Annotated in this window: 22 protein-coding genes and 6 tRNA genes; 4 read left to right on the top strand and 24 right to left on the bottom strand. The window is 50.0% G+C overall.

What is annotated here, in order from left to right; translation table 11 throughout:
* Positions 1-2: 2 nt before the first annotated feature.
* The 4 genes from mrdA to LVQ76_RS01205 all read right to left on the bottom strand — a co-directional run bounded on the left by mrdA (position 3) and on the right by LVQ76_RS01205 (position 3,586).
* Positions 3-1,904, bottom strand: a complete 1,902-nt coding sequence (mrdA, locus tag LVQ76_RS01220) for a peptidoglycan DD-transpeptidase MrdA (RefSeq protein WP_232864261.1) — start codon at positions 1,902-1,904, stop codon at positions 3-5.
* 27 nt (positions 1,905-1,931) lie between these two features.
* Complete coding sequence (gene rlmH, locus LVQ76_RS01215) at positions 1,932-2,402, bottom strand: 23S rRNA (pseudouridine(1915)-N(3))-methyltransferase RlmH (protein WP_151992891.1); 471 nt, start codon at positions 2,400-2,402, stop codon at positions 1,932-1,934.
* A 3-nt stretch (positions 2,403-2,405) separates the two neighbouring features.
* Positions 2,406-2,723, bottom strand: coding sequence for a ribosome silencing factor (gene rsfS, locus LVQ76_RS01210; RefSeq protein ID WP_064517029.1), 318 nt, complete (start codon positions 2,721-2,723; stop codon positions 2,406-2,408).
* 251 nt (positions 2,724-2,974) lie between these two features.
* Positions 2,975-3,586 carry an adenosylcobalamin/alpha-ribazole phosphatase gene (locus LVQ76_RS01205; RefSeq protein WP_232904058.1) on the bottom strand — a complete coding sequence of 204 codons (612 nt, stop codon included), beginning with the start codon at positions 3,584-3,586 and terminating at the stop codon, positions 2,975-2,977.
* 85 nt (positions 3,587-3,671) lie between these two features.
* On the opposite strand from LVQ76_RS01205, the gene cobD reads away from it, so the two are divergent.
* A complete protein-coding gene (gene cobD / locus LVQ76_RS01200; RefSeq protein WP_232920784.1) occupies positions 3,672-4,766 on the top strand; it encodes a threonine-phosphate decarboxylase CobD in 1,095 nt (364 codons plus the stop codon).
* Here the strand turns inward: cobD and nadD are convergent.
* The 4 genes from nadD to leuS are packed head-to-tail and all read right to left on the bottom strand — an operon-like array spanning position 4,738 to position 9,641.
* A complete protein-coding gene (gene nadD / locus LVQ76_RS01195) occupies positions 4,738-5,391 on the bottom strand; it encodes a nicotinate-nucleotide adenylyltransferase (protein ID WP_232904056.1) in 654 nt (217 codons plus the stop codon). The two genes, cobD and nadD, sit on opposite strands and share 29 nt — an antisense overlap.
* A complete protein-coding gene (gene holA / locus LVQ76_RS01190) occupies positions 5,384-6,415 on the bottom strand; it encodes a DNA polymerase III subunit delta (protein ID WP_232920783.1) in 1,032 nt (343 codons plus the stop codon). Before holA ends, nadD begins: the two co-directional genes overlap by 8 nt.
* Positions 6,412-7,044 carry an LPS assembly lipoprotein LptE gene (lptE, locus tag LVQ76_RS01185; protein ID WP_232904054.1) on the bottom strand — a complete coding sequence of 211 codons (633 nt, stop codon included), beginning with the start codon at positions 7,042-7,044 and terminating at the stop codon, positions 6,412-6,414. The genes holA and lptE overlap by 4 nt, the downstream gene beginning before the upstream one ends.
* A gap of 14 nt (positions 7,045-7,058) precedes the next feature.
* Complete coding sequence (leuS, locus tag LVQ76_RS01180; RefSeq protein ID WP_232864267.1) at positions 7,059-9,641, bottom strand: leucine--tRNA ligase; 2,583 nt, start codon at positions 9,639-9,641, stop codon at positions 7,059-7,061.
* A 253-nt stretch (positions 9,642-9,894) separates the two neighbouring features.
* On the opposite strand from leuS, the gene LVQ76_RS01175 reads away from it, so the two are divergent.
* Together LVQ76_RS01175 and dctP are read left to right on the top strand one after the other, a co-directional pair.
* Positions 9,895-10,377 carry a zinc ribbon-containing protein gene (locus tag LVQ76_RS01175; protein WP_064517046.1) on the top strand — a complete coding sequence of 161 codons (483 nt, stop codon included), beginning with the start codon at positions 9,895-9,897 and terminating at the stop codon, positions 10,375-10,377.
* Between the two features lie 24 nt (positions 10,378-10,401).
* Positions 10,402-11,448, top strand: a complete 1,047-nt coding sequence (dctP, locus tag LVQ76_RS01170; RefSeq protein WP_232920782.1) for a TRAP transporter substrate-binding protein DctP — start codon at positions 10,402-10,404, stop codon at positions 11,446-11,448.
* Positions 11,449-11,500: 52 nt separating this feature from the next.
* Here the strand turns inward: dctP and LVQ76_RS01165 are convergent, their stop codons facing one another.
* The 9 genes from LVQ76_RS01165 to miaB all read right to left on the bottom strand — a co-directional run bounded on the left by LVQ76_RS01165 (position 11,501) and on the right by miaB (position 20,848).
* Positions 11,501-12,226: an amino acid ABC transporter ATP-binding protein gene (locus LVQ76_RS01165; protein WP_232864269.1), complete on the bottom strand. Its 726-nt coding sequence runs from the start codon at positions 12,224-12,226 to the stop codon at positions 11,501-11,503.
* Complete coding sequence (gene gltK, locus LVQ76_RS01160) at positions 12,226-12,900, bottom strand: glutamate/aspartate ABC transporter permease GltK (protein WP_151992881.1); 675 nt, start codon at positions 12,898-12,900, stop codon at positions 12,226-12,228. Before gltK ends, LVQ76_RS01165 begins: the two co-directional genes overlap by 1 nt.
* The gene (locus LVQ76_RS01155; protein ID WP_034456698.1) at positions 12,900-13,640 is read right to left on the bottom strand and encodes an amino acid ABC transporter permease; all 741 of its coding nucleotides are present in this window, start codon (positions 13,638-13,640) and stop codon (positions 12,900-12,902) included. The genes gltK and LVQ76_RS01155 overlap by 1 nt, the downstream gene beginning before the upstream one ends.
* 204 nt (positions 13,641-13,844) lie before the next feature.
* Positions 13,845-14,756: an amino acid ABC transporter substrate-binding protein gene (locus LVQ76_RS01150; protein ID WP_151992880.1), complete on the bottom strand. Its 912-nt coding sequence runs from the start codon at positions 14,754-14,756 to the stop codon at positions 13,845-13,847.
* Positions 14,757-15,169: 413 nt separating this feature from the next.
* A complete protein-coding gene (gene lnt, locus LVQ76_RS01145; protein WP_232864270.1) occupies positions 15,170-16,711 on the bottom strand; it encodes an apolipoprotein N-acyltransferase in 1,542 nt (513 codons plus the stop codon).
* Positions 16,712-16,718: 7 nt separating this feature from the next.
* Complete coding sequence (corC, locus tag LVQ76_RS01140) at positions 16,719-17,597, bottom strand: CNNM family magnesium/cobalt transport protein CorC (protein WP_034494022.1); 879 nt, start codon at positions 17,595-17,597, stop codon at positions 16,719-16,721.
* 100 nt (positions 17,598-17,697) lie between these two features.
* A complete protein-coding gene (gene ybeY, locus LVQ76_RS01135) occupies positions 17,698-18,165 on the bottom strand; it encodes an rRNA maturation RNase YbeY (protein WP_034456694.1) in 468 nt (155 codons plus the stop codon).
* A complete protein-coding gene (locus tag LVQ76_RS01130) occupies positions 18,162-19,223 on the bottom strand; it encodes a PhoH family protein (RefSeq protein ID WP_151992878.1) in 1,062 nt (353 codons plus the stop codon). Before LVQ76_RS01130 ends, ybeY begins: the two co-directional genes overlap by 4 nt.
* A gap of 197 nt (positions 19,224-19,420) precedes the next feature.
* Positions 19,421-20,848: a tRNA (N6-isopentenyl adenosine(37)-C2)-methylthiotransferase MiaB gene (gene miaB, locus LVQ76_RS01125; RefSeq protein WP_232920781.1), complete on the bottom strand. Its 1,428-nt coding sequence runs from the start codon at positions 20,846-20,848 to the stop codon at positions 19,421-19,423.
* Positions 20,849-20,974: 126 nt separating this feature from the next.
* Here miaB and ubiF point away from each other — a divergent pair, with 126 nt between their 5' ends.
* Positions 20,975-22,150: a 3-demethoxyubiquinol 3-hydroxylase gene (ubiF, locus tag LVQ76_RS01120; RefSeq protein ID WP_232920780.1), complete on the top strand. Its 1,176-nt coding sequence runs from the start codon at positions 20,975-20,977 to the stop codon at positions 22,148-22,150.
* 112 nt (positions 22,151-22,262) lie between these two features.
* Here ubiF and LVQ76_RS01115 read toward each other — a convergent pair.
* From LVQ76_RS01115 to asnB, 7 genes are all read right to left on the bottom strand, one after another.
* Positions 22,263-22,337: transfer RNA gene (locus LVQ76_RS01115), tRNA-Gln, on the bottom strand.
* 6 nt (positions 22,338-22,343) lie between these two features.
* Positions 22,344-22,420, bottom strand: a tRNA-Met gene (locus LVQ76_RS01110).
* 25 nt (positions 22,421-22,445) lie between these two features.
* Positions 22,446-22,520, bottom strand: a tRNA-Gln gene (locus LVQ76_RS01105).
* A gap of 39 nt (positions 22,521-22,559) precedes the next feature.
* A tRNA-Gln gene (locus LVQ76_RS01100) sits at positions 22,560-22,634 on the bottom strand.
* Between the two features lie 19 nt (positions 22,635-22,653).
* Positions 22,654-22,738, bottom strand: a tRNA-Leu gene (locus tag LVQ76_RS01095).
* A gap of 16 nt (positions 22,739-22,754) precedes the next feature.
* Positions 22,755-22,831, bottom strand: a tRNA-Met gene (locus LVQ76_RS01090).
* A 250-nt stretch (positions 22,832-23,081) separates the two neighbouring features.
* The gene (gene asnB / locus LVQ76_RS01085; protein ID WP_232904049.1) at positions 23,082-24,746 is read right to left on the bottom strand and encodes an asparagine synthase B; all 1,665 of its coding nucleotides are present in this window, start codon (positions 24,744-24,746) and stop codon (positions 23,082-23,084) included.
* Between the last annotated feature and the right edge of the window lie 117 nt (positions 24,747-24,863).

Genomic DNA, 24,863 nt, shown 5'->3' with positions numbered 1-24,863 from the left:
GGTCATTGGTCCTCAGCCCCCGGTGGTGCGGGTACTTCAGTAGGCAGTACCGTATTGTTATCCCCGAGCATAATGTGGTCGAGAATCTGGCGCATGATGGTGCCTACAGCGGGGCCTGCGCCGCCGTTTTCCAGAATCATGGTGACGGAAACCTGCGGATTATCGTAAGGGGCGAACGCAGTCATCAATTTATGATCGCGTAAGCGTTCAGCAATTTTATGAGCGTTATAAGTTTCATTAGCTTTCAGGCCAAAGACCTGTGCCGTCCCTGATTTTGCCGCAATTTTATATGGTGCATTGGCAAAATATTTATGGGCTGTACCGTTAGGGCGGTTGGCTACGCCATACATACCGTCTTTAGCAATTTCCCAAAAACCAGAGTGGATATCACCTACAGGAGGCTGTACCGGCTGCTGCCACGGAACTTGCTTACCATTCTCAACAGTACTCATCAGGAAATGAGGAACGCGAACGATGCCATCGTTAATCAGGATCATCATTGCTTTACTCATCTGAATCGGTGTCGCGGTCCAGTAGCCCTGGCCGATACCGACCGGAATAGTGTCACCCTGATACCACGGCTTTTTAAAGCGTTTCAGTTTCCATTCACGCGTTGGCATGTTACCGGACCTCTCTTCAGAGAGATCGATACCGGTATAGTGCCCGTAGCCAAACTTACGCATCCACTCGCCCATACGGTCGATGCCCATGTCGTAAGCGACCTGATAGAAATAGGTATCAGCGGATTCTTCAAGCGCTTTGGTGACGTTCAGGCGGCCGTGGCCCCACTTTTTCCAGTCACGATAGCGCTTTTCAGAACCAGGCAACTGCCACCAGCCTGGGTCAAAGAGGGAAGTATTGCGGGTGATCACCCCGGCACTTAACGCGGATACCGCCATATACGGTTTCACCGTGGAAGCCGGAGGGTAAACCCCTTGCGTTGCACGGTTAATAAGCGGTGTGTTCGGGTCATTGAGCAAACCGGAATAGTCTTTGCTTGAGATGCCGTCAACGAACAAGTTCGGGTTGTAACTTGGCATCGAAACAAGCGCCAGAATGCCGCCGGTACGTGGGTCGGTGACCACAACTGCTGCGCGGCTTCCTGCTAATAAGGTTTCAATATAATTCTGTAGCTTAAGGTCGATAGTCAGATAGATATCGTGCCCGGCTTGCGGTGGTACTTCCTTGAGCTGGCGAATCACACGGCCACGGTTGTTTACTTCAACTTCCTCATAACCGGTCTGACCATGTAAGACATCTTCGTAATAACGTTCAATACCGAGCTTACCGATATCATGCGTTGAGGCGTAGTTTGCCAGCTTGCCGTCTTTATCAAGGCGTTCAACGTCTTTATCGTTAATTTTGGAAACGTAGCCAATGACATGTGTTAGTGCTGAGCCATACGGGTAGAAGCGGCGTTTATAGCCCTTAACCTCAACACCCGGGAAACGGTACTGGTTCACGGCAAAACGTGCAACCTGCACTTCGGTGAGGTTGGTTTTGACCGGAATAGAGGTGAAGCGGTGAGAGCGTGCTCGCTCTTTCTTAAAGTTGGCAATATCCTCGTCAGTTAAGTCCACGACTGAACGTAACGCTTCAAGTGTTGCCTGCACGTCATCAACTTTTTCCGGCATCATTTCCACTTGGTAAATGGTGCGGTTAAGTGCGAGTGGTGTGCCGTTGCGATCGTAGATAATGCCGCGGCTAGGCGGAATAGGGACCAGCTTTATGCGGTTTTCATTCGAGCGAGTTTGGTAGTCGGTGAAACGGACGATTTGTAAATTATAAAGGTTGGCAACAAGCACTCCGCTTAGTACCAAAATACCAAGAAACGCGACCAGCGCCCGGCGCACAAAAAGCGCAGACTCAGCTGTATAGTCACGAAAAGAATTCTGTAATTTCATCCGCAGCTTTGTTCTACCTGACGATATCTACTCACGGTGATAAGGATGGTTGGTCGTAATGCTCCACGCACGATAGAGGCTTTCCGCTACCAGCACCCGGACTAAAGGATGTGGCATTGTCAAAGTGGACAGTGACCAGCTTTGCTCTGCAGCAGCTTTGCATGCTGGAGCGAGTCCTTCTGGGCCGCCAATCAGCAAGCTTACATCTCTACCATCCTGTTTCCAGCGTTCAAGCTGCACGGCAAGGTGTGGTGTATCCCAAGGTTGCCCCGGGATATCCAGCGTGACAATTCGGTTGCCCTTGCCGGCCGCTGCCAACATCATTTCACCTTCTTTTTCGAGAATGCGTTTGATATCAGCATTTTTGCTGCGTTTTCCCGCAGGAATTTCTACCAGTTCGAATGGCATATCCTTGGGAAAACGACGCAGGTACTCGGTAAAGCCGGTTTGCACCCAGTCAGGCATTTTGGTGCCAACTGCTACTAATTGGAGCTTCACTCATTAACCCCAGAGCTTTTCCAATTCGTATAGCTGGCGGCTTTCTTCTTGCATCACATGGACGATAATTTCGCCAAGGTCAACAACCACCCAGTCAGTCGCATTCACGCCTTTCACGCCCAAAGCTTCAAAACCGGCTTTGCGAGATGATTCTACGACGTGTTCAGCGATGGACATAACGTGACGGTTAGAGGTGCCGGTACAGATAATCATGCAATCAGTGATGCTTGATTTACCCTGAACATCCAGAGCAATGATGTCCTGGCCTTTGAGGTCGTCGATTTTATCAACGATGAAATCTTGAAATTCTTTACCCTGCAAGTGTTCCCCCTGGGAAAAGTAGAGTGTGTTCGATTTAGCCCGCATGATACCCATAATGGGGCAGCTTTACTGACAATTCGGCAATGCGGCGCTCAAAGCGGGGTATCATCCCACCGAGTGGCCTGGTTTGCATCGCCATTTTTGTAAAACTATTTTGGAAAGTCATGCTTGCGGGCAGGAAATTATGGCAGCGGAGCATAACAGTCTGAGGTGTAGTGTCAATGGTTGACGATACCAGAGACGCTGGCAACTTATTGCACCGGTGGACAAATAGCACGGTTATTGAGAGTTCTGAGCGTGGTAAACCCCTCTCGAATCTCAATTGAACTCCATGCCCCTTGTTCAATTACAAAGTGCCACAATGACGCGGGTGGCATGTTGAGCAGGGTGGCGATAAGCAGACTCAGTACTCCCTGATGGCTTACAATCAGAACATTTTCATCTTTTGGCAACGCGGATAACGATGCGGAGAACTCGCTTACACGGCGGGAAAAAAGCTGGAAGCCTTCACCATTGTGGGGAATAACGTTTTGCCAGTCATTGCACCATGCGGCGTAGTTTTCGCTATCCAAACGCTGTAAATCACGGTGGTGGCGCATCTCCCAGTCACCAAAATTCATCTCATTAAGGCGTGGTTCGGTCACTACGGGAATTTTACGTTGCTGGAGAATCAATTGAGTGGTGTGTTGTGCCCGGCCCAACTCACTGCAAAGTACTTTCTCAAAAGTAACATGACTTAGCATATCGCCTACCGCTTCGGCCTGGTTGATGCCTTCTGCAGTCAGTGGAGTTTCAGAAATACCACTGTAAAGACCGTCTAAATTTGCCTGGGTTTGCCCATGGCGCACTAACCATAATTTCATCTCATCCTCGTACAAACATTGGCTGGCCCTGGCATAAGTGTATCATTGCGCCTCAAGCTCGAAGTCTGTTTTATTGGGGGGATATATGGCGTTCAGTAGTCAGCACGGTGGCAATATCATTGAAGCTGCAGTTGTTATGGGTGTGGATGCAAATTCACTTATCGATTTTAGTGCCAATATTAACCCATTAGGTATGCCCGATTCATTGAAGCGCGCCATTACCGAAAACCTGGCTATTGCTGAACGTTACCCTGATGTTGAATATCGCTCGCTGCACCAGGCTTTGGCAGAACATCATCAAGTCCCCCAGGATTGGGTATTGGCAGGCAATGGCGAAACGGAGCTGATTTTTAATCTCGTGCAGCAACTCTTGCCACGTAAGGCGCTGTTATTGACGCCAGGTTTTGCCGAGTATCGTCGTGCGCTAACGCAAATTAATTGCGAAATAATTGATTTCCATCTTAGTGAAGAACAAAGCTGGCAACCTGATGAATCATTATTACAAGCATTAACCCCCGATTTGGATTGCTTGTTTTTATGCACACCGAATAACCCAACCGGTTTGATGCCTGATAAATCTTTACTGTTGGCTATTACGCAGCGTTGCCAGGAAAACCACATCGATTTAATCATTGATGAAGCCTTCCTCGATTTTTTACCCGATGAGCCAGGCCTGATTCCGCACTTAGCAAAGTTCTCCCGACTTTATATTCTGCGCTCACTCACCAAATTTTTTGCTATTGCCGGACTACGACTTGGCTATATGGTGAGTGCCAATACAGACGTGGTTGGACGTATTCGAACACAAAGAGAACCCTGGACCATTAATGCGTTTGCGGCATTAGCAGGAGAGGTGATTCTCAATGATAGTGCTTATATTGAGGCGAGTTATCGTTGGCTAGGCACCGAGCAACCTCGCTTGTTTAAAGGTCTTGGCGAACTGTCGGGAATTAAAGTGTGGGCTCCACGGGCGAACTATATTTTTCTACGTTGTGAAATTGAAGGTTTAGATCTGCAACGACGGTTGCTGGAAGAGAGTATTTTAATTCGTCACTGTGCAAATTATCCGGGACTAGATTCGCGCTATTACCGCGTGGCGATTAAAAGCCCAGTCGACAACGACAAACTGCTGGCTGCCATGCAGCGCATTCTTAGCAATATAAATGGTGCCGGCGAATAAACTCAGCTACTGCTGGGGGGAGCAGATCATCACAGGGCTGATGCTGTTCTAATCGTTGGCGGATAGCCGTTGCCGAAATGTCATACATTGGTGTTTGCGCGAGGTAAATCTTACCGGCAGGCTGGTTATGGAGCTGTTCAACTGCAGTGGTTTGATGCGCTTCAAGCCATTGCTGTTCTTCTGGTGTGTTCATCGACAGAGAATATCCGGGACGTTGGCAAACCAGCAGGTGGCATAACGTCAGCAGTGTTTCCCAACGATGCCAGCGTTGCAGGCTAAGCAACGAGTCCTGTCCCACAATAAACGCCAACGGTTGTTCAGCTCCAATCTCCGAGCGTAGCTGTTCGAGAGTTTCAACGGTGTACGACGGTGTTTCGCGCTGGAGTTCACGGTCATCGAGCTTAAACAGCGGGTTCCCAGCAATGGCAAGTTCGACCATGGTTTTGCGCTGCTCACTGTTAGCCAGCGGCTGCGCACGATGTGGAGGGACGTTATTCGGCATGATAGTGACTTGTTGCAGCGCCACCTGTTTTGCCAGTGCTTCGACCGGTTTTAAATGCCCATAATGGATGGGATCAAACGTCCCGCCATACAGAGCAGTTAACCTCGGCGCACTCTTAGCCATCGATGAAAATTTCCGGCAGTGCTTTATGGCACAGCAACAGAGAAAGCCCTTCCAGCTCGGCCCAGACCGACTGGCCGTAATCTTTTTTCAGCGTCATTTCGATTTGGCTAAGCAAACGCACCGCCTGATAAAGCTGTTCGGCAGATAAGCGATTAAGTGCTTCAGTCACCAGCGCGCGACGATTTTGCCATACGCGTTGTTGATCAAATAACGTGCGTAGTGGGGTGTTAGCCGATTGACGTTTGATATTAACCAGTTGTAGCAGTTCACGTTGGATTGTACGCAGCAAAATCACTGGTTCACTGGCTTCCAACCGGAGCTGTTGCAGAATATGCAATGCGCGCTTACTTTTCCCTGCCAGAATCGCATCCACCCAATGGAATGGTGTGAAGTGAGCTGCATCGTTTACCGCTTGCTCAACCCGAGGCAAGGTCAACGTACCATCAGGCCAAATCAGCGAAAGACGTTCAAGCGCTTGCGACAGTGCCAGCAGATTTCCTTCATAGCAATAACAAAGCAGTTGGTTGGCCGCATCATCGAGTGTGAGATTCATCTGTTTAGCGCGTTGGGCTACCCAGCGCGGTAATTGAGCCTGTTCCGGGGTTTGACAGGTCACAATAACGCAGCGTTCGGCCAGTTTACTTAGCCACGCTGCATTCTCTTGAGCTTTGGTGAATTTGTTCCCACGCACCAGCAGAAGAATGTCGTCATGCAGCAGGGACACCAGAGTTTCTAGTTGGGCATTGATCGCAGCGTTTGGGCCATTTTCTGGTAGTAGCAACAGAAGTGTCTGGCGACTGGCGAACAGGCTTAAAGCCTGGCAAATCGAGAACAGATCTTGCCAGTCGGTACTGACATCAATCTGAACGGTATGGTGTTCTTCGAAACCCTGGGTGCCAGCCATCTGGCGAATGGCATCCTGGCTTTCCTGGAGTAATAGCGGATCGTTCCCGAGTAGCAGATACGCCGCGCGCAGCCCTTCATTGAGCTGCGCGCGAAGTTGTTCAGGGTACAACCTTATCATTGGCTACCAGATGTGGCCGAAAGCGTGGTCGACGTACGGCCTGCTGGCGTTGCTGGCGTTGCTGGCGTAGAGGTTGAGGTTGCGCCTGTAACAGGCGTCTCAGCTGCTTCGGTTTCAGCAACATCAGCAACATGCACGGTCATCAGCTTACGAATAAGCTGTTGAGCTGCCGTGGTGTACATCTCTTTGATCAATAAATCTTGCTCGGCATCTTTTTGCAGTGCAGCGAGTGGGTTATCAAAGAATGACTTATATACTCTGGCGTTAATCGGATAAATGTCATGACCCGGAATCAGCACCTGCGCTGAAACTGTCATAACCATTTGATACTCCGCTGTGCGACCATCCTGGAAGACAGATGCAGTATCTTTTCCGAGCGAGCTGCCTAGTAAGCGCAGCGACGGAATATCCTTGCGAACACCCGTTCCGGTATCGCTGACTATCGTAACGCCGTTAAGGCGCAACTGAGAGCGTACTTCGCGCGCTAGTGGGCCGTTCGGATCGCCAGAGTTGAAGATCAAGGTTTTCATTTGATCTGGAACCTGCGTGCTGCCACGCAGGTGAAAACCGCACCCGGCAGTGACAAGCACCGCCAAAGTAACTAACAAGCTGATAAAGGGATGTCGCACGGTTCCTCCTGCGCTTAGCCCACAACCAAATTGAGCAGTTTGCCCGGAACGTAAATCACTTTACGTACGGTCACACCCTCAAGATATTTCGCAACCAGATGTTCCTGACCTGCGCGTTCCTGCACTTGTTCTTGCGTTGCATCCGCTGGAACAGTGATTTTGCCGCGAACTTTACCGTTCACCTGCACAACCACCAGCAGCGAGTCTTCGACCATCGCTTTTTCATCAGCCTGCGGCCATGGTGCGTTGTCGATATCGCCTTCACCACCCAGAGACTGCCACATATCGAAGCAAACATGCGGGGTGAAAGGATAAAGCATACGAACTACAGCAATCAGCGCTTCATTCAGCAGTGCGCGGTCTTGATCGCCGTCCTGTGGTGCTTTCGCCAGTTTGTTCATCAATTCCATGATGGCAGCGATTGCGGTGTTAAAGGTCTGACGACGACCAATATCATCGGTCACTTTCGCGATGGTTTTATGAACATCACGGCGCAATGCTTTTTGATCTTCACTTAATGCAGCAACGTCTAATGCTGGTGCTGCGCCACGGCTGGTGTGCTCGTAAGCCAGTCTCCAGACACGTTTCAGGAAGCGGTTAGCCCCTTCAACGCCAGATTCCTGCCATTCCAGCGTCATATCCGCAGGAGATGCAAACATCATAAACAGGCGAACAGTATCTGCGCCGTAGCGTTCAACCATCACTTGCGGGTCGATGCCGTTGTTTTTCGACTTCGACATTTTACTCATGCCAGCATAGACCAGTTCATTGCCCTGTGCGTCAGAGGCTTTGATAATACGGCCTTTCTCGTCACGTTCTACAATCGCATCAACCGGGGAAACCCAGTTACGCTCACCGTTAACACCGGTGTAATAGAACGCATCAGCCAGCACCATACCCTGACACAGCAGTTGTTTGGCAGGCTCGTTAGAGGTCACCATGCCAGCGTCGCGCATCAGTTTGTGGAAGAAGCGGAAGTAGAGCAGGTGCATGATGGCGTGTTCGATGCCACCAATGTAGATATCAACCGGCAGCCAGTAGTTTGCCGCTTTGGAATCCAGCATGCCTTTGTCGTACTGCGGGCAGGTGTAACGCGCGTAGTACCAGGATGATTCCATGAATGTATCGAAAGTATCGGTTTCACGCAGCGCAGGTTTGCCATCAATAGTGGTTTTTGCCCACTCAGGATCGGCTTTAATTGGGCTGGTGATACCATCCATCACGACATCTTCAGGCAGGATAACCGGCAGTTGATCGGCAGGCGTTGGCATAACAGTGCCGTCTTCCAGAGTCACCATTGGAATTGGCGCGCCCCAGTAACGCTGACGGGAAACACCCCAGTCGCGCAGACGATAGTTAACTTTGCGTTCGCCAACACCTTTGGCAGCCAGTTTGTCGGCAATAGCGTTAAAGCCGTTCTGGAAGTCCAGACCGTCGAATTCACCTGAATTAAACAGCACGCCTTTTTCGGTCATTGCAGATGCAGACAAGTCAGGCTCGCTGCCGTCAGCATTCAGAATAACCGGTTTGATTTGCAGACCATATTTAGTCGCAAACTCCCAGTCGCGCTGGTCGTGACCAGGAACGGCCATTACCGCGCCTGTGCCGTATTCCATCAGGACGAAGTTTGCCACCCAAACTGGAACAGATTCGCCAGTCAGTGGGTGAATAGCGTTAATGCCAGTAGCAACGCCTTTCTTCTCCATGGTTGCCATTTCAGCTTCAGCAACTTTGGTGTTACGGCACTCTTCAACGAACTCAGCCAGCGCTGGGTTGTTCAGTGCGGCTTGCTGTGCGATTGGGTGACCTGCGGCAACGGCCAGATAGGTCACACCCATAAAGGTGTCCGGGCGCGTGGTGTAAACGGTCAGCTTCTCAGCGCTGTTTTCAACGTCGAAAGTAATTTCAACGCCTTCGGAGCGGCCAATCCAGTTACGCTGCATGGTTTTGACCTGTTCAGGCCAATGGTCCAGCGTATCCAGATCGTTTAACAGTTCGTCAGCGTAAGCGGTGATTTTGATAAACCACTGAGGGATCTCTTTGCGCTCAACTTTGGAGTCACAACGCCAGCAGCAACCGTCGATAACCTGTTCGTTTGCCAGAACGGTCTGGTCATTCGGGCACCAGTTAACCGCGGAGGTTTTTTTGTAAACCAGGCCTTTGTTGTACAGCTGAGTAAAGAACTGCTGTTCCCAACGGTAGTATTCTGGGGTACAGGTCGCCAGCTCGCGGCTCCAGTCATAACCAAAGCCCAGCGTTTTGAGCTGGTTCTTCATATAGTTGATGTTGTCGTAAGTCCACGGTGCTGGAGCGGTGTTGTTTTTTACCGCTGCACCTTCTGCTGGCAGGCCGAACGCATCCCAGCCGATTGGCTGCAGTACGTTTTTGCCAAGCATACGCTGGTAACGTGCGATAACGTCACCGATGGTGTAGTTACGAACGTGGCCCATGTGTAGTCGGCCAGAAGGATAGGGTAGCATCGAGAGGCAGTAATACTTCTCTTTGCCTTCGTCTTCGGTTACTTCAAAAGTACGCTTCTCTTGCCAGTGAAGCTGTACGTTGGATTCTATCTCTTCCGGGCGATATTGCTCTTGCATGGCAGCCAATGGTCCTGTGATGAAAAACAGCTACAGGTTAGGTTTCAATCCTAACGTGTGATTTGATCCGCATAGCATAGCCGATAAGAGTGCGGCAAAACAGCCTTTCAAGGGCCGTGATCACCATTTCTCATTTGCAGATATTTACCTTGCTTGTGGTCAATCTAACAAAGAGATGCCCGATTAAGGTCTACTATTATAGTCAGTTACATGACACTGAACGCATGAAACTCTTCAAGGAGGCAGGTAGGCGATGAACAAGGTTGCTCAATTTTACCGTGAACTGGTGGCCTCACTCACCGAACGGTTACGCAATGGAGAGCGCGATATTGACGAACTGGTCGACAGCGCGCGTAAACGCATGAACGAAACCGGGGAGCTGACTCGTACCGAAGTAGATGAAGTGACACGCGCAGTCCGTCGTGATTTAGAAGAGTTTGCTCGCAGCTATAACGAAAGCCAGGATGAATTTACCGACAGCGTATTCATGCGCGTGATTAAAGAGAGTCTTTGGCAGGAACTGGCTGATATCACAGACAAAACGCAGCTCGAGTGGCGCGAAGTTTTCCAGGATCTCAACCATCACGGCGTTTATCATAGCGGTGAAGTGGTCGGTCTTGGCAATTTGGTTTGTGAGAATTGCCATTTCCACCTGGCGATTTATACCCCTGATGTGCTGCCCGTTTGCCCGAAATGCGGGCATAACCAGTTTAGCCGTCGCCCATTTGAACCTTAATTTTCACAACGCGAAGGAACCGCAATGCAACGAAAACCCCTGGCCAGAAAAATTCTGGCCGTCTTCCTCACCATGATGCTGATGCCCACCACGGTATCGGCAGTTCAAATTCTGAAATATTCCGACCATGAACCACTGGGCGGGATGCGCACCAGCTTTATCAAGAATGTTTTCTTTGCCGAAATTGAGAAGGAATCGCACGGCCGCCTGAAGGTTGACGATCACTGGAACAGTGAACTGGCTCGTAGCTATGATGCTTTGGGTGTCGTTAAAGAAGGGAAGGTTGCTGATATGGCAATCGTGGTGCCTGAATACACGGCGAAGGAATTTCCCCTGCAGCAGGTCTTCAAAAGTTTCCCTGTCGGGCCAACGGGTGATAAACAGGTTGAGTTTTTCCGCAAGGCTTACGCCACTATCCCTGAATTCCAGACTGAGTTAGCAAAGCAAAATGTGGTTAACATTTTCCTCGCGACCGGCTATCCCGTGGCTTTTCTCAGTACCAAACCCCTGAGCGCATTAGGTGATATCAAAGGAACCAAGTGGCGTTCAGCCAGTTTCTGGCATCAGGACTTCCTGAAAAACAGCGGTGCCATTCCCGTTTCTATGCCATGGGGCGAGGGAATTTATGACGCGCTGAAAGCAGGAACTCTGGACGGATTAATGGTTAACGTCGACAGCGGTTTTGAGCTCAACGTGCATAAAACAGCCCCTAATGTTTTGATCTCCAAAGATCTGTGGTTGGGCCATGTTTATCCGTTGGTGATGAATAAAGACACCTGGAACAAACTTGCCGATCAAGACAAGCAAGCAATTCAACGCGCCGCCCAAAAAGCGTATCAGACTTTAGGCTCGGTGATGGACAGCAGTTTCGATGGCATGGTGAGTGAGTTGCGTGATAACGGTGTAAATATTCGCGAGTTGAAACCTGATGAAGTTAAACATTGGGAAACGGCGACCCATTACCAGGATGTGCAAAGCAAGTGGGTGAAGGAGCAAGAGAGTAAAGGCTTGAAGGACGCAGGTCCTGTGATGAATAAAGTCACAGTGTTAATGAACGAGACTATGAAGTAATTTTGCCGCGCAACCACCGCTCTGGAGGGGGATTGCGCGACTTAATACCGAATCAGTGCAGGATTTTCGCCAGGAAGTCTTTTGCACGTTCGGACTGCGGGTTGTTGAAGAAATCCTCTTTATTCGAGTCTTCGACAATCTTCCCTTCATCCATAAAGATCACGCGGTTCGCCACTTTACGAGCAAAGCCCATCTCGTGTGTGACCACCATCATGGTCATCCCTTCGTTTGCCAGCTCAACCATCACGTCCAGCACTTCGTTGATCATCTCAGGGTCAAGGGCTGAAGTCGGTTCATCAAACAGCATTGCCACAGGGTCCATACATAGCGCACGGGCAATCGCTACACGTTGCTGCTGGCCGCCAGAAAGCTGTGCCGGGAATTTATCCGCATGTGCGGTCAACCCAACGCGCTCGAGCAGTTTCAGCCCCTTTTTACGCGACTCTTCTTTGTTGCGTTTCAGCACTTTTACTTGAGCCAGGGTCAGGTTTTCGATAATCGACAGATGTGGGAAAAGCTCAAAGTGTTGGAACACCATTCCTACATGCGAGCGCAATTCCGCAAGGTTAGTTTTTTTGTTGTTCACTTGCGTGCCGTTAACAACAATTTCGCCTTTTTGCACCGGCTCCAGGCCATTCACCGTTTTGATTAGCGTTGATTTACCGGAGCCAGATGGCCCACAAACAACAACTACTTCACCTTTTTTCACTTCTGTTGAGCAGTCGGTTAGCACCTGAAAGTGACCATACCATTTAGAAACATTTTTCAGGGAAATCATTACACTGTCCTTTTCTTCAAGTAGCTGACCAACAGCGAAGCACTCAGGCTGATTGCGAAATACACTACACCGGCAAACAGGATCATTTCGACCTGGGTTCCGTCGCGCTCACCAATGGTGGAAGCGGTACGGAAGAAGTCAGCCAGACTTAATACATATACCAGTGACGTATCCTGGAACAAGACGATGCCCTGCGTTAACAGCAATGGCACCATGGCGCGGAACGCCTGTGGCAGGATAATCAGTTTCATTGACTGCCAGTGCGTCATCCCCAGCGCAAGAGCGGCATTGGACTGCCCACGGGAGATACTCTGGATACCGGCACGGATAATCTCGGAATAGTAGGCAGCTTCAAACATCGAGAACGCCACCATTGCGGAAATTAAACGAATGTCGGTTTGAGGGGAAAGCCCTAGCACTTTTTGCAGAATACCTGGCACAACCAGGTAGAACCACAACAGCACCATCACCAGCGGGATAGAGCGGAAAACGTTGACGTAGGCGCTGGCAAACCAGGCTATGGGCTTAATCGGCGACAGGCGCATCACAGCCAGCAGCGTACCCCAAACGATACCGAAGATAATCGCCGTAACGGTGATTTTCAGGGTGATGATCAACCCCTGCATCAGGTAAGGCATTGCGGGGAGAATAGAACTCCAGTCAAACTCGTACATTATTTGCCTCCCATATTGCCAGGCAGGCGAATTTTACGTTCAACGACATACATCACCAGCATAATCACAGCGTTAATCAGGACATACGCGAGGGTGATTGCGGTAAAGGATTCGTAAGCATGCGCGGAGTAATCCAGCAATTTACCCGCCTGCGCCGCCATATCGACCAGGCCGATGGTTGATGCAATAGCTGAGTTTTTCACCAGGTTCATCATTTCAGATGTCATTGGCGGCACAATTACGCGATAGGCGTTTGGTAGCAGCACATAGCGGTAAGCTTGTGGGAGCGTTAAACCCATCGCCAATGCGGCATTTTTTTGCCCGCGAGGCAGAGACTGAATGGCGGCACGAACTTGCTCACATACACGAGCTGCGGTAAACAGACCAAGGCAAATCATCGATGACAAGAAGAATTGTACATTCGGGTCAAGCTCAGATTTAAACCACATGCCGAGATTTTCGGGCAGTAATTCCGGCACCACTAAGTACCAGGTAAAGAACTGCACGATAAGCGGTACGTTACGGAATAACTCGACATACAGCGTGCCAAGGCTCGACAGCCATTTATTTGGAACGGTGCGTAAAATGCCGAACAGAGAGCCGACGAGAAAAGCGATTATCCATGCACAGATGGATAGGGCGACGGTGACCTGGAAGCCATTCCAAATCCAGCCCAAATAGGTGGTGTTGCCGAACGGGGCGGGCTGTAGAAATATTCCCCAGTTCCAGTCTATAGACATAAAATACTCCGAGAAAAAATTGAGGGTAGCGAGCTGCGCTACCCTCGAAGATTGATGAGAAGCTTGCACCCTGATTTCAGATCTATGCCTGAGATTTATTGGGGTGCTTTCACGCCGGATGGGGAACGGCCATCCGACGCATAGTCTGTCCGAGCTTCAGTTCGTCAATCGAGAGGGCTGGGTCATCCCGGCCCCTGGTTCTGATTAGTTCAGTGCTTTATCGTTTGGTTCTTTGAACAGGGCTTTCATGTCGTCAGACAGAGCGAAGTTCATATTGATGTTTTTCGGTGGAATTGGATTCATAAACCACTTATCAAACCATTTCGCCGCTTCACCAGATGTCTGTGCCTGAGCGATGGTGTCATCCATCAGCTTCTTAAACTCTGGGTCGTCTTTACGCAGCATACAGCCGTAGGCTTCGCGGGATTGCGGAGTGCCAAGAATTTCCCAGTTATCCTGTTTCTTCGCTTTAGCACGTTCACCCGCCAGCAGGGCGTCATCCATCATAAAGGCAACGGCACGACCGCTTTCAAGGGTACGGAACGAGTCGCCGTGGTCTTTGGCGCTGATAATACGCATGTCCATTTTCTTCTCTTCGTTCAGCTTGTTGAGCAGAACTTCAGAAGTGGTACCAGAAGTCACAACAACTGCTTTGCCTTTCAGGTCAGCGAAGTCCTTAATCGGGCCACCTTTCTTAACCAGCAGACGCGTACCGACGACGAAGATAGTGTCGGAGAACGATGCTTGTTTCTGGCGTTCCAGGTTGTTGGTGGTAGAACCGCACTCAAAATCGAAAGTGCCGTTTTGCAGCAATGGAATACGGTTTTGTGAAGTAATCGGGATCAACTTAACGTGCAGGTCAGGCTTGTTGAGCTTTTTCTTCACGGCTTCAACGATAGCGTTGGAGTAATCCTGTGAATAGCCGACGACTTTTTGTTGGTTATCGTAGTAAGAGAAAGGAACAGAAGACTCACGGTGACCGACCACAATGACGCCGTTTGCGGCGATCTTATCAAGAGTACTTTGTTGAGCAGCAGGTTTAGCATCTTCGGCGTGTGCTATTCCAGCGCCTAAACCCATTACCAGCAAAGCTGAGGCTAGTTTACGTAATTGCATTACCAACTCCTTTATCTTAATGCCATGAGGCATTGATACCCGTTGTGAGTGTTTTACCTGTCATCCTTCGAGCCGCAAGGGCTGAATGCTGCCAGGTATATTTTTGTTGTTGTGTGTTATTGAATAAGCTTAATTCTTTGTCTTTTTGTTAACACTTAACCTAGCTTAATGTAAAGATTTTGCTATCCAGATGTTTATTTTTGCGAAGCATGCCGCACCGTTTAGAGGCAAAAATCTTCCGTTGCACTACTTTGGTGCTGGGTTTGTCATCGTTTGGTGCAACTCAATGCTTCATGCTGCTCACAGGGTAGTGATTCAGCATTTTGTGTCTTTCTAGTGAGTAATATTTTGCAAAGGTTGTGCCAGAAATGAAAATGGCCAGCATGAGCTGGCCATTTTTAGGTATTGCAGAATCAGGATTTGCGGCGTGTGCGCAGTGCCAACAGAACAGAGGCGAAGCCAAAGATGAGTGTTGCGCCCCACAGTGGCCAGTCGCCAAAGCGTGCATAAGGCGTAATACCCCGCGTTGGCGTGACCTTCGCTTCCAGAACTTCGCGAGTAAACTGCGGGATCATTGCGTCGATATCACCGTTAGCATTAATCACGGCGGTAATACCATTGTTCGTGCTGCGTAGAAGCGGACGACCCAACTCCAGTGAACGCATACGCGCCATCTGGAAATGCTGCCATGGGCCAATAGATTTGCCGAACCATGCATCATTCGAAATAGTCAGCAGGAAATCTGTATCAGGGCGGAAGTTATCGCGCACCTGCTCTCCCAGGATAATTTCGTAGCAAATCGCAGGTGTCAACTTAATACCATTGGACTCCAACTGCGGCTGTAAATAGGGCCCGCGACTGAATGATGACATTGGCAAATCAAAGAACGGAGCCAGCGGACGCAGGATGGATTCCAGCGGCACAAACTCACCGAACGGCACCAGATGGTTTTTGTTGTAACGATCGGGGCTGTTATAGCTGTACTGGTTGCCTTCACCCAATGTGATGATGGTGTTGTATGTGTCGTAGCGATTCTGTTTATTCAAACGTGCATCAACAATACCGGTGATCAACGAGCTGTGCTTCGACCGCAGCAAATCGTCCATCATCGTCAGGAATTGCTGCTGGTTAATCTCCAGATCGGGGATTGCCGATTCAGGCCAGATAATCAGCTGGGATTTACCCATCTGCGGCTGAGTTTTATCGAGATAGATTTTTAGCGTATTGAGCAGCTGGTTTTCATCCCATTTCAGGGATTGCGGGATGTCTCCCTGGACCATCGCCACATCAACGGTGCGCTCAGGTTGCGGCTGATACCACTGAATCGAACGTAACGGCCACGGCAGTAACAGCAACGCCGCAGCAACCACCGCCGGGCGCCAATTGCGTTCATGTAGCGCAAACACCAACAGGCCACTGATAATCATCAGCAGGAACGTTACACTTTCCACGCCGAGAATCGGCGCGATACCTTTCAGCGGGCCATCAATCTGGCTGTAACCAAATTGTAGCCACGGGAAGCCGGTTAATACCCAGCCGCGCAGGAACTCGGTGAGTTGCCATAGCATCGGAGCAGCAATCGCTACGCGCCACCACGTCGTTTTCGGGCAAAGTTTGCTGAGGAATCCACCAAATAAGCCGGTATATAAAGATAAATAAGCCGCCAGCAGTACCACCAGGAAGACGTTAACCGGGCCGGGCATCCCGCCAAATTGCGCGATGCTGACATACACCCAGTTAATGCCTGAGCCAAATAGCCCCAGCCCCCAGAAGAAACCAATCCATGCACTTTGAATAGCACGTCGATTAAGTGTCAGCCCCTGAAGCCCAGCCAGAGAAACAATCGCGGCAGGCCAAAAATCGTAAGGGGAGAAAGCCAGCGTTCCGCAGGCACCAAAAAGCAGCGCCAGCAGCAGACGCACGCGCTGGCGTTGAAGGAGTAGGGCTATAGCCATCTTTGAATTAATCTTCCAGTTTCGGTTGTGGCGAGTCGTCCGGAATTCTGACATGAACCTGAATAACACGGCGGCTATCTGCCATCGCGACTTTGAACTGATAACCATCGATTTCGATGGTTTCGCCACGGGCAGGTAAGTGGCCAAAGGCCTGCATCACCAATCCACCAATGGTATCAACTTCGTCATCGTTGAAATGGGTGGCAAAGGTGTCGTTAAAATCTTCGATTGAGGCCAGAGCGCGAACCGTCCAGGTGTGACGGCTTAGCTGGCGGAAATCACCGTCTTCTTCGTCGTCGTACTCATCTTCAATTTCCCCAACAATCAGTTCGAGAATATCTTCAATGGTGACAAGCCCGGAGACGCCGCCAAACTCATCAATCACTATCGCCATGTGGTAGCGCTGCTGACGAAACTCTTTGAGCATGCGGTCAACACGCTTACTTTCCGGCACAACAACTGCCTGACGTAACACTTTTTCCATGCTAAATGGCTCAGTATCGCTGCGCATAAACGGCAGCAAATCTTTAGCCATCAGAATCCCTTCGATATGATCTTTGTCTTCACTGATCACCGGGAAGCGGGAGTGTGCGGATTCGATGATCACATCGAGGCATTCGTCCAGCGTCTGGTTGTGTTTGAGCGTTACCATTTGCGAGCGAGGGATCATGATGTCGCGGACGCGTTGGTCGGCGATATCCATCACGCCTTCAAGCATGTCGCGGGTATCTTGATCGATCAGATCATTTTGCTCAGAATCACGGATAAGTGTCAGCAGATCGTCACGGTTTTTAGGTTCACCGTGGAATAGCTGGTTGAGAATCAGGGAAAAGAATCCCTTCTTACTGGCAGGTGTGTCACTGTTTTGGGAATTGTCGTCGCTCATGGCGTTAGGTTTGTGGCCCCTCGGTTAATTAATAGATAGCAGGCAGTTAATGGCTCGCTGCCTGCACCTGATGCGTTACGGTAATCATTTACCGTAGCGACTATTCTTTCTCGGCAATGTACGGATCAGCATACCCAAGAGCAAGCATTATCTCTGTTTCCAGGGATTCCATCTCTTCGGCTTCTTCATCTTCAATATGGTCATAACCAAGCAGATGCAAACTGCCGTGGATGACCATATGTGCCCAATGCGCATCCAGCGGTTTTTGCTGCTCTTTTGCTTCTTGTTCCACAACCTGACGGCAAATAATCAGGTCGCCCAATAGTGGCAGTTCAATGCCCGGAGGCGCTTCAAACGGGAACGAGAGCACATTGGTGGATTTATCTTTCCCACGATAAGTGAGGTTCAGATCGTGGCTTTCTGCGTCATCCACCAGGCGAATCGTGACTTCTGACTCTTCCTGAAATTGTGGAATGACCGCATCAAGCCATGCCTGAAATTGTTCTTCCGTAGGCAGGCCGTTTGCGTCTTCACACGCGACCTGTAAATCCAGTATAACCTGACTCATTTACTCTCCTGAGCGGCAGCATTGATTGCCATCGCTTCTCGCTTGCGCTCTGCTGCGAGTTCATCTTTACGAACCTGTTCCGCGTTTTCCCACGCTTCATAGGCATTCACAATACGTGCCACAACCGGATGGCGTACCACGTCTTCACTATTAAGGAAGTTAAAGCTGATTTCATCGACTTCGGCCAGTACGTCGATTGCATGACGTAAGCCCGATTTCAGATTTTTTGGTAAATCTATTTGGGTGACGTCGCCTGTAATCACTGCTTTGGAGTTAAAACCAATGCGCGTCAGGAACATTTTCATCTGTTCGATAGTGGTGTTCTGGCTTTCATCCAGAATGATGAATGCATCGTTTAACGTGCGGCCACGCATATAGGCGAGTGGTGCCACTTCGATGACGTTACGCTCGATCAGTTTCTCAACACGCTCAAAGCCGAGCATTTCAAACAGGGCGTCGTACAACGGGCGCAGATAAGGGTCAACTTTCTGGCTTAAATCGCCAGGCAAGAAGCCGAGCTTTTCGCCCGCTTCAACGGCCGGACGGGTCAGCAGAATGCGACGGATATCCTGGCGTTCCAGTGCATCAACGGCTGCCGCAACCGCGAGGTAAGTTTTACCTGTACCCGCAGGGCCGACACCAAAGGTGATGTCGTGGTCGAGAATATTGGCGATGTACTGCGCCTGGTTCGGTGTACGCGGTTTGATGACGCCGCGTTTAGTCTTGATGTTCACTGCTTTGCCGTACTCTGGAACGCTTTCAGCAGACTGTTCCAGCACGCGAATTTCTTTAATGGCGAGGTGGATATGCTCAGGAGTTATATCCTGAATTTCGCCACGCATCGGTGCGGTATCGACATACAGGTTACGCAAAATATCTGCGGCAGCATTGACCAGAATCGGGCGGCCCGTCAGCTTGAAGTGATAGTCACGACGGTTGATTTCGATCCCCAGCCGACGTTCAAGCTGCTTGATATTGTCATCAAATGGGCCACACAGGCTTAGCAGACGCGCATTGTCTGCGGGTTCTAGCGTAATTTCACGTGTCTCGATATTCAAACTTATCCTCGGGGTCGCACAGGGCCAGTAGAATGTATTGCTGCATAATTGCAGGCCATAAAAAGATTATTTACGGCGTGGGCAGATGGCGCAAGCCTGGTTTTTGATATTTGGGTGGATGCTTCCGAATGCAAGTGCAACAAATGAAAATGCCAGCGGGTTCACGGCGTTAGCGAACCCGCTGGCATTGAGTGGAATTATGGCTGATAAATCCCGACGCCGATTTCGTTCTCTTTGCGAGTGCGGGCAATCACTGACTCAGGCGATTGCGCGATACGCAGTCCCATTTCGTCTTCGGTGCGAACCACTTTCCCGCGCAGGGAGTTGTTGGTCGCCACTTCGGTGATTTCGACATCAACAAATTTACCGATCATATCCGGGGTGCCCGCAAAGTTGACGCCACGGTTGTGTTCGGAACGTCCGGTCAACTCCATAATGTTTCTGCGTGAGGTGCCTTCGACAAGGACACGCTGCGTGGTGCCAACCATCTTACGGCTAAATTCCATGGCCTGTTGGTTGATACGCTCTTGCAGAATATAGAGGCGCTGCAATTTCTCTTTTTCTGGTACGTCATCAACCATATCGGCGGCTGGCGTGCCCGGGCGTGAAGAAAAGACGAAGCTGTAGCTCACGTCAAAATTAACATCGCCAATGACTTTCATGGTTTGCTCGAAGTCCTGCTGGGTTTCGCCAGGGAAACCAACAATGAAATCAGAACTAATTTGAATGTCAGGACGCACGGCGCGCAGTTTGCGAATAATCGATTTGTATTCCAGCGCGGTATGCGTACGACCCATTAAATTCAGGACGCGGTCAGAACCGCATTGAATCGGCAGATGCAGGAAACTCACCAGTTCTGGAGTATCGCGGTAAACTTCGATGATATCGTCAGTAAATTCAATCGGATGGCTGGTGGTGAAGCGAATGCGGTCAATGCCGTCAATGGCAGCCACCAGGCGCAGCAGTTCAGCGAATGAACAGATGCCACCATCGAAAGTCGGCCCGCGGTAAGCATTCACATTCTGGCCGAGCAGATTCACTTCACGCACGCCTTGCGCTGCGAGTTGTGCGATTTCAAACAGCACATCATCACACGGACGGTTCACTTCCTCACCACGCGTATAAGGCACCACGCAGTAAGTACAATACTTGTTACAGCCTTCCATAATAGAAACGAATGCAGTCGGGCCATCGGCTTTTGGCTCTGGTAGACGGTCGAACTTTTCGATTTCAGGGAAGCTGACATCAACGATTGGGCTACGGTTGCCACTCACTTTGTTGATCATTTCAGGCAGGCGGTGCAGCGTTTGTGGCCCGAAAACAATATCAACATAGTGTGCACGGCTACGAATCAGCTTACCTTCCTGGGAAGCAACGCAACCGCCAACACCAATAATGATATTGGGATTTTTACGCTTTAAGAGTTTCCAGCGGCCAAGCAGATGGAACACTTTTTCCTGGGCTTTTTCACGGATAGAGCAGGTATTGAGTAGCAATACGTCCGCTTCTTCTGGGTTGTCCGTAAGCGTATAGCCATGTGTGCTATTCAGCAGATCGGCCATCTTCGATGAATCGTATTCGTTCATCTGACAGCCCCAGGTTTTGATATGGAGTTTTTTTGTCATCGACTTGCCATTGCTCAGTTAAAGCCAGGAATTCAGGCGGCGTATTGTAATGCTTTGGCCTTGATGTGACCAGCTTGCGTAAAAATCCGGTAGAATCAGCATAGACAATTTAAGGACAAACTCATCATGTTGAATCAGTCAATTGATGTCGCGGTAGTGGGTGGGGGGATGGTCGGCGCGGCCGCAGCCCTTGGCCTCGCGCAAAATGGTTTTCAGGTTGTGGTGATTGAGCAGCAGGCTCCTGCTGCCTTTGACGCAACAAGCCAACCCGATGTGCGTATTTCGGCTATCAGTAGTGCATCGGTCGGGTTGTTGAAATCACTTGGCGTTTGGGATGCTATTCGTTCAATGCGTAGCCATGCTTATCGCCAGCTCGAAACCTGGGAGTGGGAAAGCGCCCACGTCAGCTTTAAAGCTCAAGAGTTAGGGCTGCCAGAATTGGGCTATATGGTCGAAAACCAGGTTTTACAATTCGCATTGTGGCAGGCGCTAGAGGCCCATCCGAATGTCACGTTGGTTTGCCCTGCACACATTGACCGTATGCACGGGCAGGCAGGGAAGTGGACGTTACACTTTGCGGATGAGCGGACCCTAACGGTTCCTATGGTCATTGGAGCTGATGGCGCAAATTCGCAGGTGCGCCGCTGGGCTGGAATTGGTGTTCATGCCTGGCAGTATCGTCAGTCGTGCATGCTCATTACGGTAAAATGCGAACAAGAACCAGGCGATAGCACCTGGCAGCATTTTACGCCGAACGGCCCGCACGCGTTTTTACCACTATTTGATAATTGGGCTTCGCTTGTTTGGTACGATTCACCGGCACGTATTCGCCAGCTGCAAAATATGACGATACCGCAACTGCATAAAGCGATTGAGGCGAGTTTCCCGGAGCGCTTAGGTAAAGTAATACCGATTGCCAGTGGCGCATTTCCGCTGACTCGTCGCCATGCATTGCAATATACCCAACAGGGCCTGGCGTTGATTGGCGATGCCGCGCATACCATTCACCCATTAGCGGGGCAGGGTGTGAATCTAGGTTATCGTGATGTGGACGCTTTACTTGATGTGATGATTAAAGCGCGTAGCTACGGTGAAAACTGGGCAGATGCGCGTATTTTGAAGCGCTACCAGACGCGCAGACAGGCGGATAATTTCCTGATGCAAAGCGGTATGGATCTGTTCTACGCAGGTTTTAGCAATACTTTAGGGCCGTTGCGTGTGATTCGAAACTTAGGGTTGATGGCGGCTGAACGTGGTGGGGTGCTTAAACGCCAGGCGCTGAAGTATGCGTTAGGGTTATGAGTCGATAGTCTTTCGTAGGTCGGATTAGCGTTAGCGACATCCGACTTTAATTCTGACGAGAATATCCAAATGCAGAAAAGCAAAAAGCTCGCCGAAGCGAGCTTTTTATTTTTGGCTGGGGTACGAGGATTCGAACCTCGGAATGCTGGTATCAGAAACCAGAGCCTTACCGCTTGGCGATACCCCAAAAATATGGTGGCTACTACGGGAATCGAACCTGTGACCCCATCATTATGAGTGATGTGCTCTAACCAGCTGAGCTAAGTAGCCTAATTTTAAAACTTTATTCTTCGACTGGCTGGGGTACCTGGATTCGAACCAGGGAATGCCGGTATCAAAAACCGGTGCCTTACCGCTTGGCGATACCCCAACTATGGGCGCACAAAACTAACGTGCTATGTCGAAAAATTGGCTGGGGTACCTGGATTCGAACCAGGGAATGCCGGTATCAAAAACCGGTGCCTTACCGCTTGGCGATACCCCAACTGTGCAACGCTTTAAAATGGTGCGGGAGGCGAGACTTGAACTCGCACACCTTGCGGCGCCAGAACCTAAATCTGGTGCGTCTACCAATTTCGCCACTCCCGCGCTAAAAAAAGAATAATGGTGGCTACTACGGGAATCGAACCTGTGACCCCATCATTATGAGTGATGTGCTCTAACCAGCTGAGCTAAGTAGCCTTCTTTTTTCTGCGTCACCTTATCGGCGTTGCGGGGCGCATTATGCGTAGTTGGCCTTCTAGCGTCAACAATTTTTTCCCGAAAATTGGCGTAAATTGTCTGTTTGATTAGCTTACGAACAGCTTGATGCAATATTCGTCAAAAATCGGTTATTTCGTGGTTTTATGTTAGGGAAAAGCCCAGATAAGAGGTGAGGAATATTGCAGAAACAAAAACGGGCCCGTAGGCCCGTGTGTTTCATTTTGCTCAATTATTTGTAAGCGGACTGGTGAACGCCCACTGCACGGCCTGATGGATCATTCATTGTTTTGAATGCTTCATCCCATTCGATGGCCTTAGCTGAAGAACAGGCAACAGATGGGCCGCCTGGAACGCACTGCGCAGCGCTTGGTAGTGGGAATAACTCTTCAAAGATTTCACGATACAAATAAGCTTCTTTAGAGCCTGGTGTGTTGTACGGGAAGCGATAGCTTGCCGTTTCCAGTTGTTGGTCGGTGACCTGACCCGCTGCAACTTCTTTTAACGTGTCAATCCAGCTGTAACCTACGCCATCAGAGAATTGTTCTTTCTGACGCCATGCAACACTTGCTGGTAGGTAAGATTCAAAACATTCACGCAGGATATGTTTTTCCATCTTGCCGTTGCCGCACATTTTGTCTTTCGGGTTGATGCGCATAGCAACATCGAGGAATTTCTTGTCCAGGAACGGTACGCGAGCTTCAACGCCCCAGGCAGACATCGCTTTGTTAGCACGCGCACAGTCAAACATATGCAGCGCTTGCAGCTTACGAACGGTCTCTTCGTGCAGCTCTTTATCGTTTGGCGCTTTATGGAAGTACAGGTAGCCGCCAAAGACTTCGTCAGAACCTTCACCGGATAGCACCATCTTGATGCCCATTGCTTTGATTTTGCGTGACATCAAATACATTGGAGTAGAGGCGCGAATGGTGGTCACATCGTAAGTTTCAATGTGATAGATAACATCGCGAATCGCATCCAGGCCTTCTTGCACGGTGAAATGAATTTCGTGGTGCACGGTGCCTAAGTGATTTGCCACTTCTTGCGCTGCTATCAGGTCAGGAGACCCGACCAGGCCAACTGCAAAAGAGTGCAGCTGTGGCCACCAGGCTTCGGAACGCTCTTCATCTTCTACACGGCGGGCGGCAAATTTCTTGGTAATCGCAGAGATAACCGATGAATCCAGACCGCCGGACAGCAACACGCCATATGGCACGTCAGACATCAGGTGGCTTTTTACGGAATCTTCCAGCGCCTGGCGCAATTCGTTTTTATCAGTAACGTTGTCTTTTACCGCATCGTATTCGAACCAGTCACGCTGGTAGTAGCTGCGGATTTCACCGTCTTTGCTCCACAGATAGCTGCCTGCCGGGAACTCTTTAATAGTGCGGCAAACCGGGACCAGCGCTTTCATTTCTGAAGCAACATACATGTTGCCGTGTTCGTCATGACCCATATATAGGGGGATGATACCAATATGGTCACGGCCAATCAGATAGGCGTCTTGTGTTTCGTCATACAGAATGAAGGCAAACATACCTTGCAGATCGTCGAGGAATTCCGAGCCTTTTTCCTGGTACAGCGCGAGGATAACTTCACAGTCGGAGCCTGTCTGGAATTCGTAACGGTCGCCGTATTCTGCACGCAGAGCCTGATGGTTGTAGATTTCGCCGTTAACAGCCAGGGCGTGGGTTTTGGCTTTGTTGTAGAGCGGCTGAGCGCCAGCGTTAACGTCAACAATCGAGAGACGTTCATGGGACAGAATGGCTTTATCATTAGCGTAAACACCAGACCAGTCTGGGCCACGGTGACGCATCAGGCGAGATAACTCGAGCGCTTTCTTACGCAGTTCGACCGCATCGGTCTTGATATCCAGAACACCAAAAATTGAACACATAGAACTCTCTCCGTAATGCTTCTTTGAGCCATTAAATTGTTTTTACCCTTCATACTTCAAGTTGCAGATGCGTTGTCTGCATTCAGTCACCCGAATCACTTACTCCAGTAAGCTCAT

This window comes from Buttiauxella cochleicola (assembly GCF_021283185.1).
Lineage (GTDB): Bacteria > Pseudomonadota > Gammaproteobacteria > Enterobacterales > Enterobacteriaceae > Buttiauxella > Buttiauxella massiliensis.
The sequence above is the reverse complement of the archived record's forward strand: the minus strand, read 5'-3'. Positions and strand labels throughout refer to the sequence as shown.

Excerpts from the sequence above, each read along its gene's own strand:
- corC (WP_034494022.1), bottom strand. The coding sequence starts at position 17,597 with ATGAGCGACGACAATTCCCAAAACAGTGACACACCTGCCAGTAAGAAG.
- ybeY (WP_034456694.1), bottom strand. The coding sequence starts at position 18,165 with ATGAGTCAGGTTATACTGGATTTACAGGTCGCGTGTGAAGACGCAAAC.
- mrdA (WP_232864261.1), bottom strand. The coding sequence starts at position 1,904 with ATGAAATTACAGAATTCTTTTCGTGACTATACAGCTGAGTCTGCGCTT.
- LVQ76_RS01165 (WP_232864269.1), bottom strand. The coding sequence starts at position 12,226 with ATGATTTCCCTGAAAAATGTTTCTAAATGGTATGGTCACTTTCAGGTG.
- leuS (WP_232864267.1), bottom strand. The coding sequence starts at position 9,641 with ATGCAAGAGCAATATCGCCCGGAAGAGATAGAATCCAACGTACAGCTT.
- LVQ76_RS01175 (WP_064517046.1), top strand. The coding sequence starts at position 9,895 with ATGAACAAGGTTGCTCAATTTTACCGTGAACTGGTGGCCTCACTCACC.
- ubiF (WP_232920780.1), top strand. The coding sequence starts at position 20,975 with ATGTTGAATCAGTCAATTGATGTCGCGGTAGTGGGTGGGGGGATGGTC.
- LVQ76_RS01205 (WP_232904058.1), bottom strand. The coding sequence starts at position 3,586 with ATGAAATTATGGTTAGTGCGCCATGGGCAAACCCAGGCAAATTTAGAC.
- LVQ76_RS01155 (WP_034456698.1), bottom strand. The coding sequence starts at position 13,640 with ATGTCTATAGACTGGAACTGGGGAATATTTCTACAGCCCGCCCCGTTC.
- gltK (WP_151992881.1), bottom strand. The coding sequence starts at position 12,900 with ATGTACGAGTTTGACTGGAGTTCTATTCTCCCCGCAATGCCTTACCTG.
- lnt (WP_232864270.1), bottom strand. The coding sequence starts at position 16,711 with ATGGCTATAGCCCTACTCCTTCAACGCCAGCGCGTGCGTCTGCTGCTG.
- cobD (WP_232920784.1), top strand. The coding sequence starts at position 3,672 with ATGGCGTTCAGTAGTCAGCACGGTGGCAATATCATTGAAGCTGCAGTT.
- dctP (WP_232920782.1), top strand. The coding sequence starts at position 10,402 with ATGCAACGAAAACCCCTGGCCAGAAAAATTCTGGCCGTCTTCCTCACC.
- holA (WP_232920783.1), bottom strand. The coding sequence starts at position 6,415 with ATGATAAGGTTGTACCCTGAACAACTTCGCGCGCAGCTCAATGAAGGG.
- asnB (WP_232904049.1), bottom strand. The coding sequence starts at position 24,746 with ATGTGTTCAATTTTTGGTGTTCTGGATATCAAGACCGATGCGGTCGAA.
- miaB (WP_232920781.1), bottom strand. The coding sequence starts at position 20,848 with ATGACAAAAAAACTCCATATCAAAACCTGGGGCTGTCAGATGAACGAA.
- nadD (WP_232904056.1), bottom strand. The coding sequence starts at position 5,391 with ATGGCTAAGAGTGCGCCGAGGTTAACTGCTCTGTATGGCGGGACGTTT.
- LVQ76_RS01150 (WP_151992880.1), bottom strand. The coding sequence starts at position 14,756 with ATGCAATTACGTAAACTAGCCTCAGCTTTGCTGGTAATGGGTTTAGGC.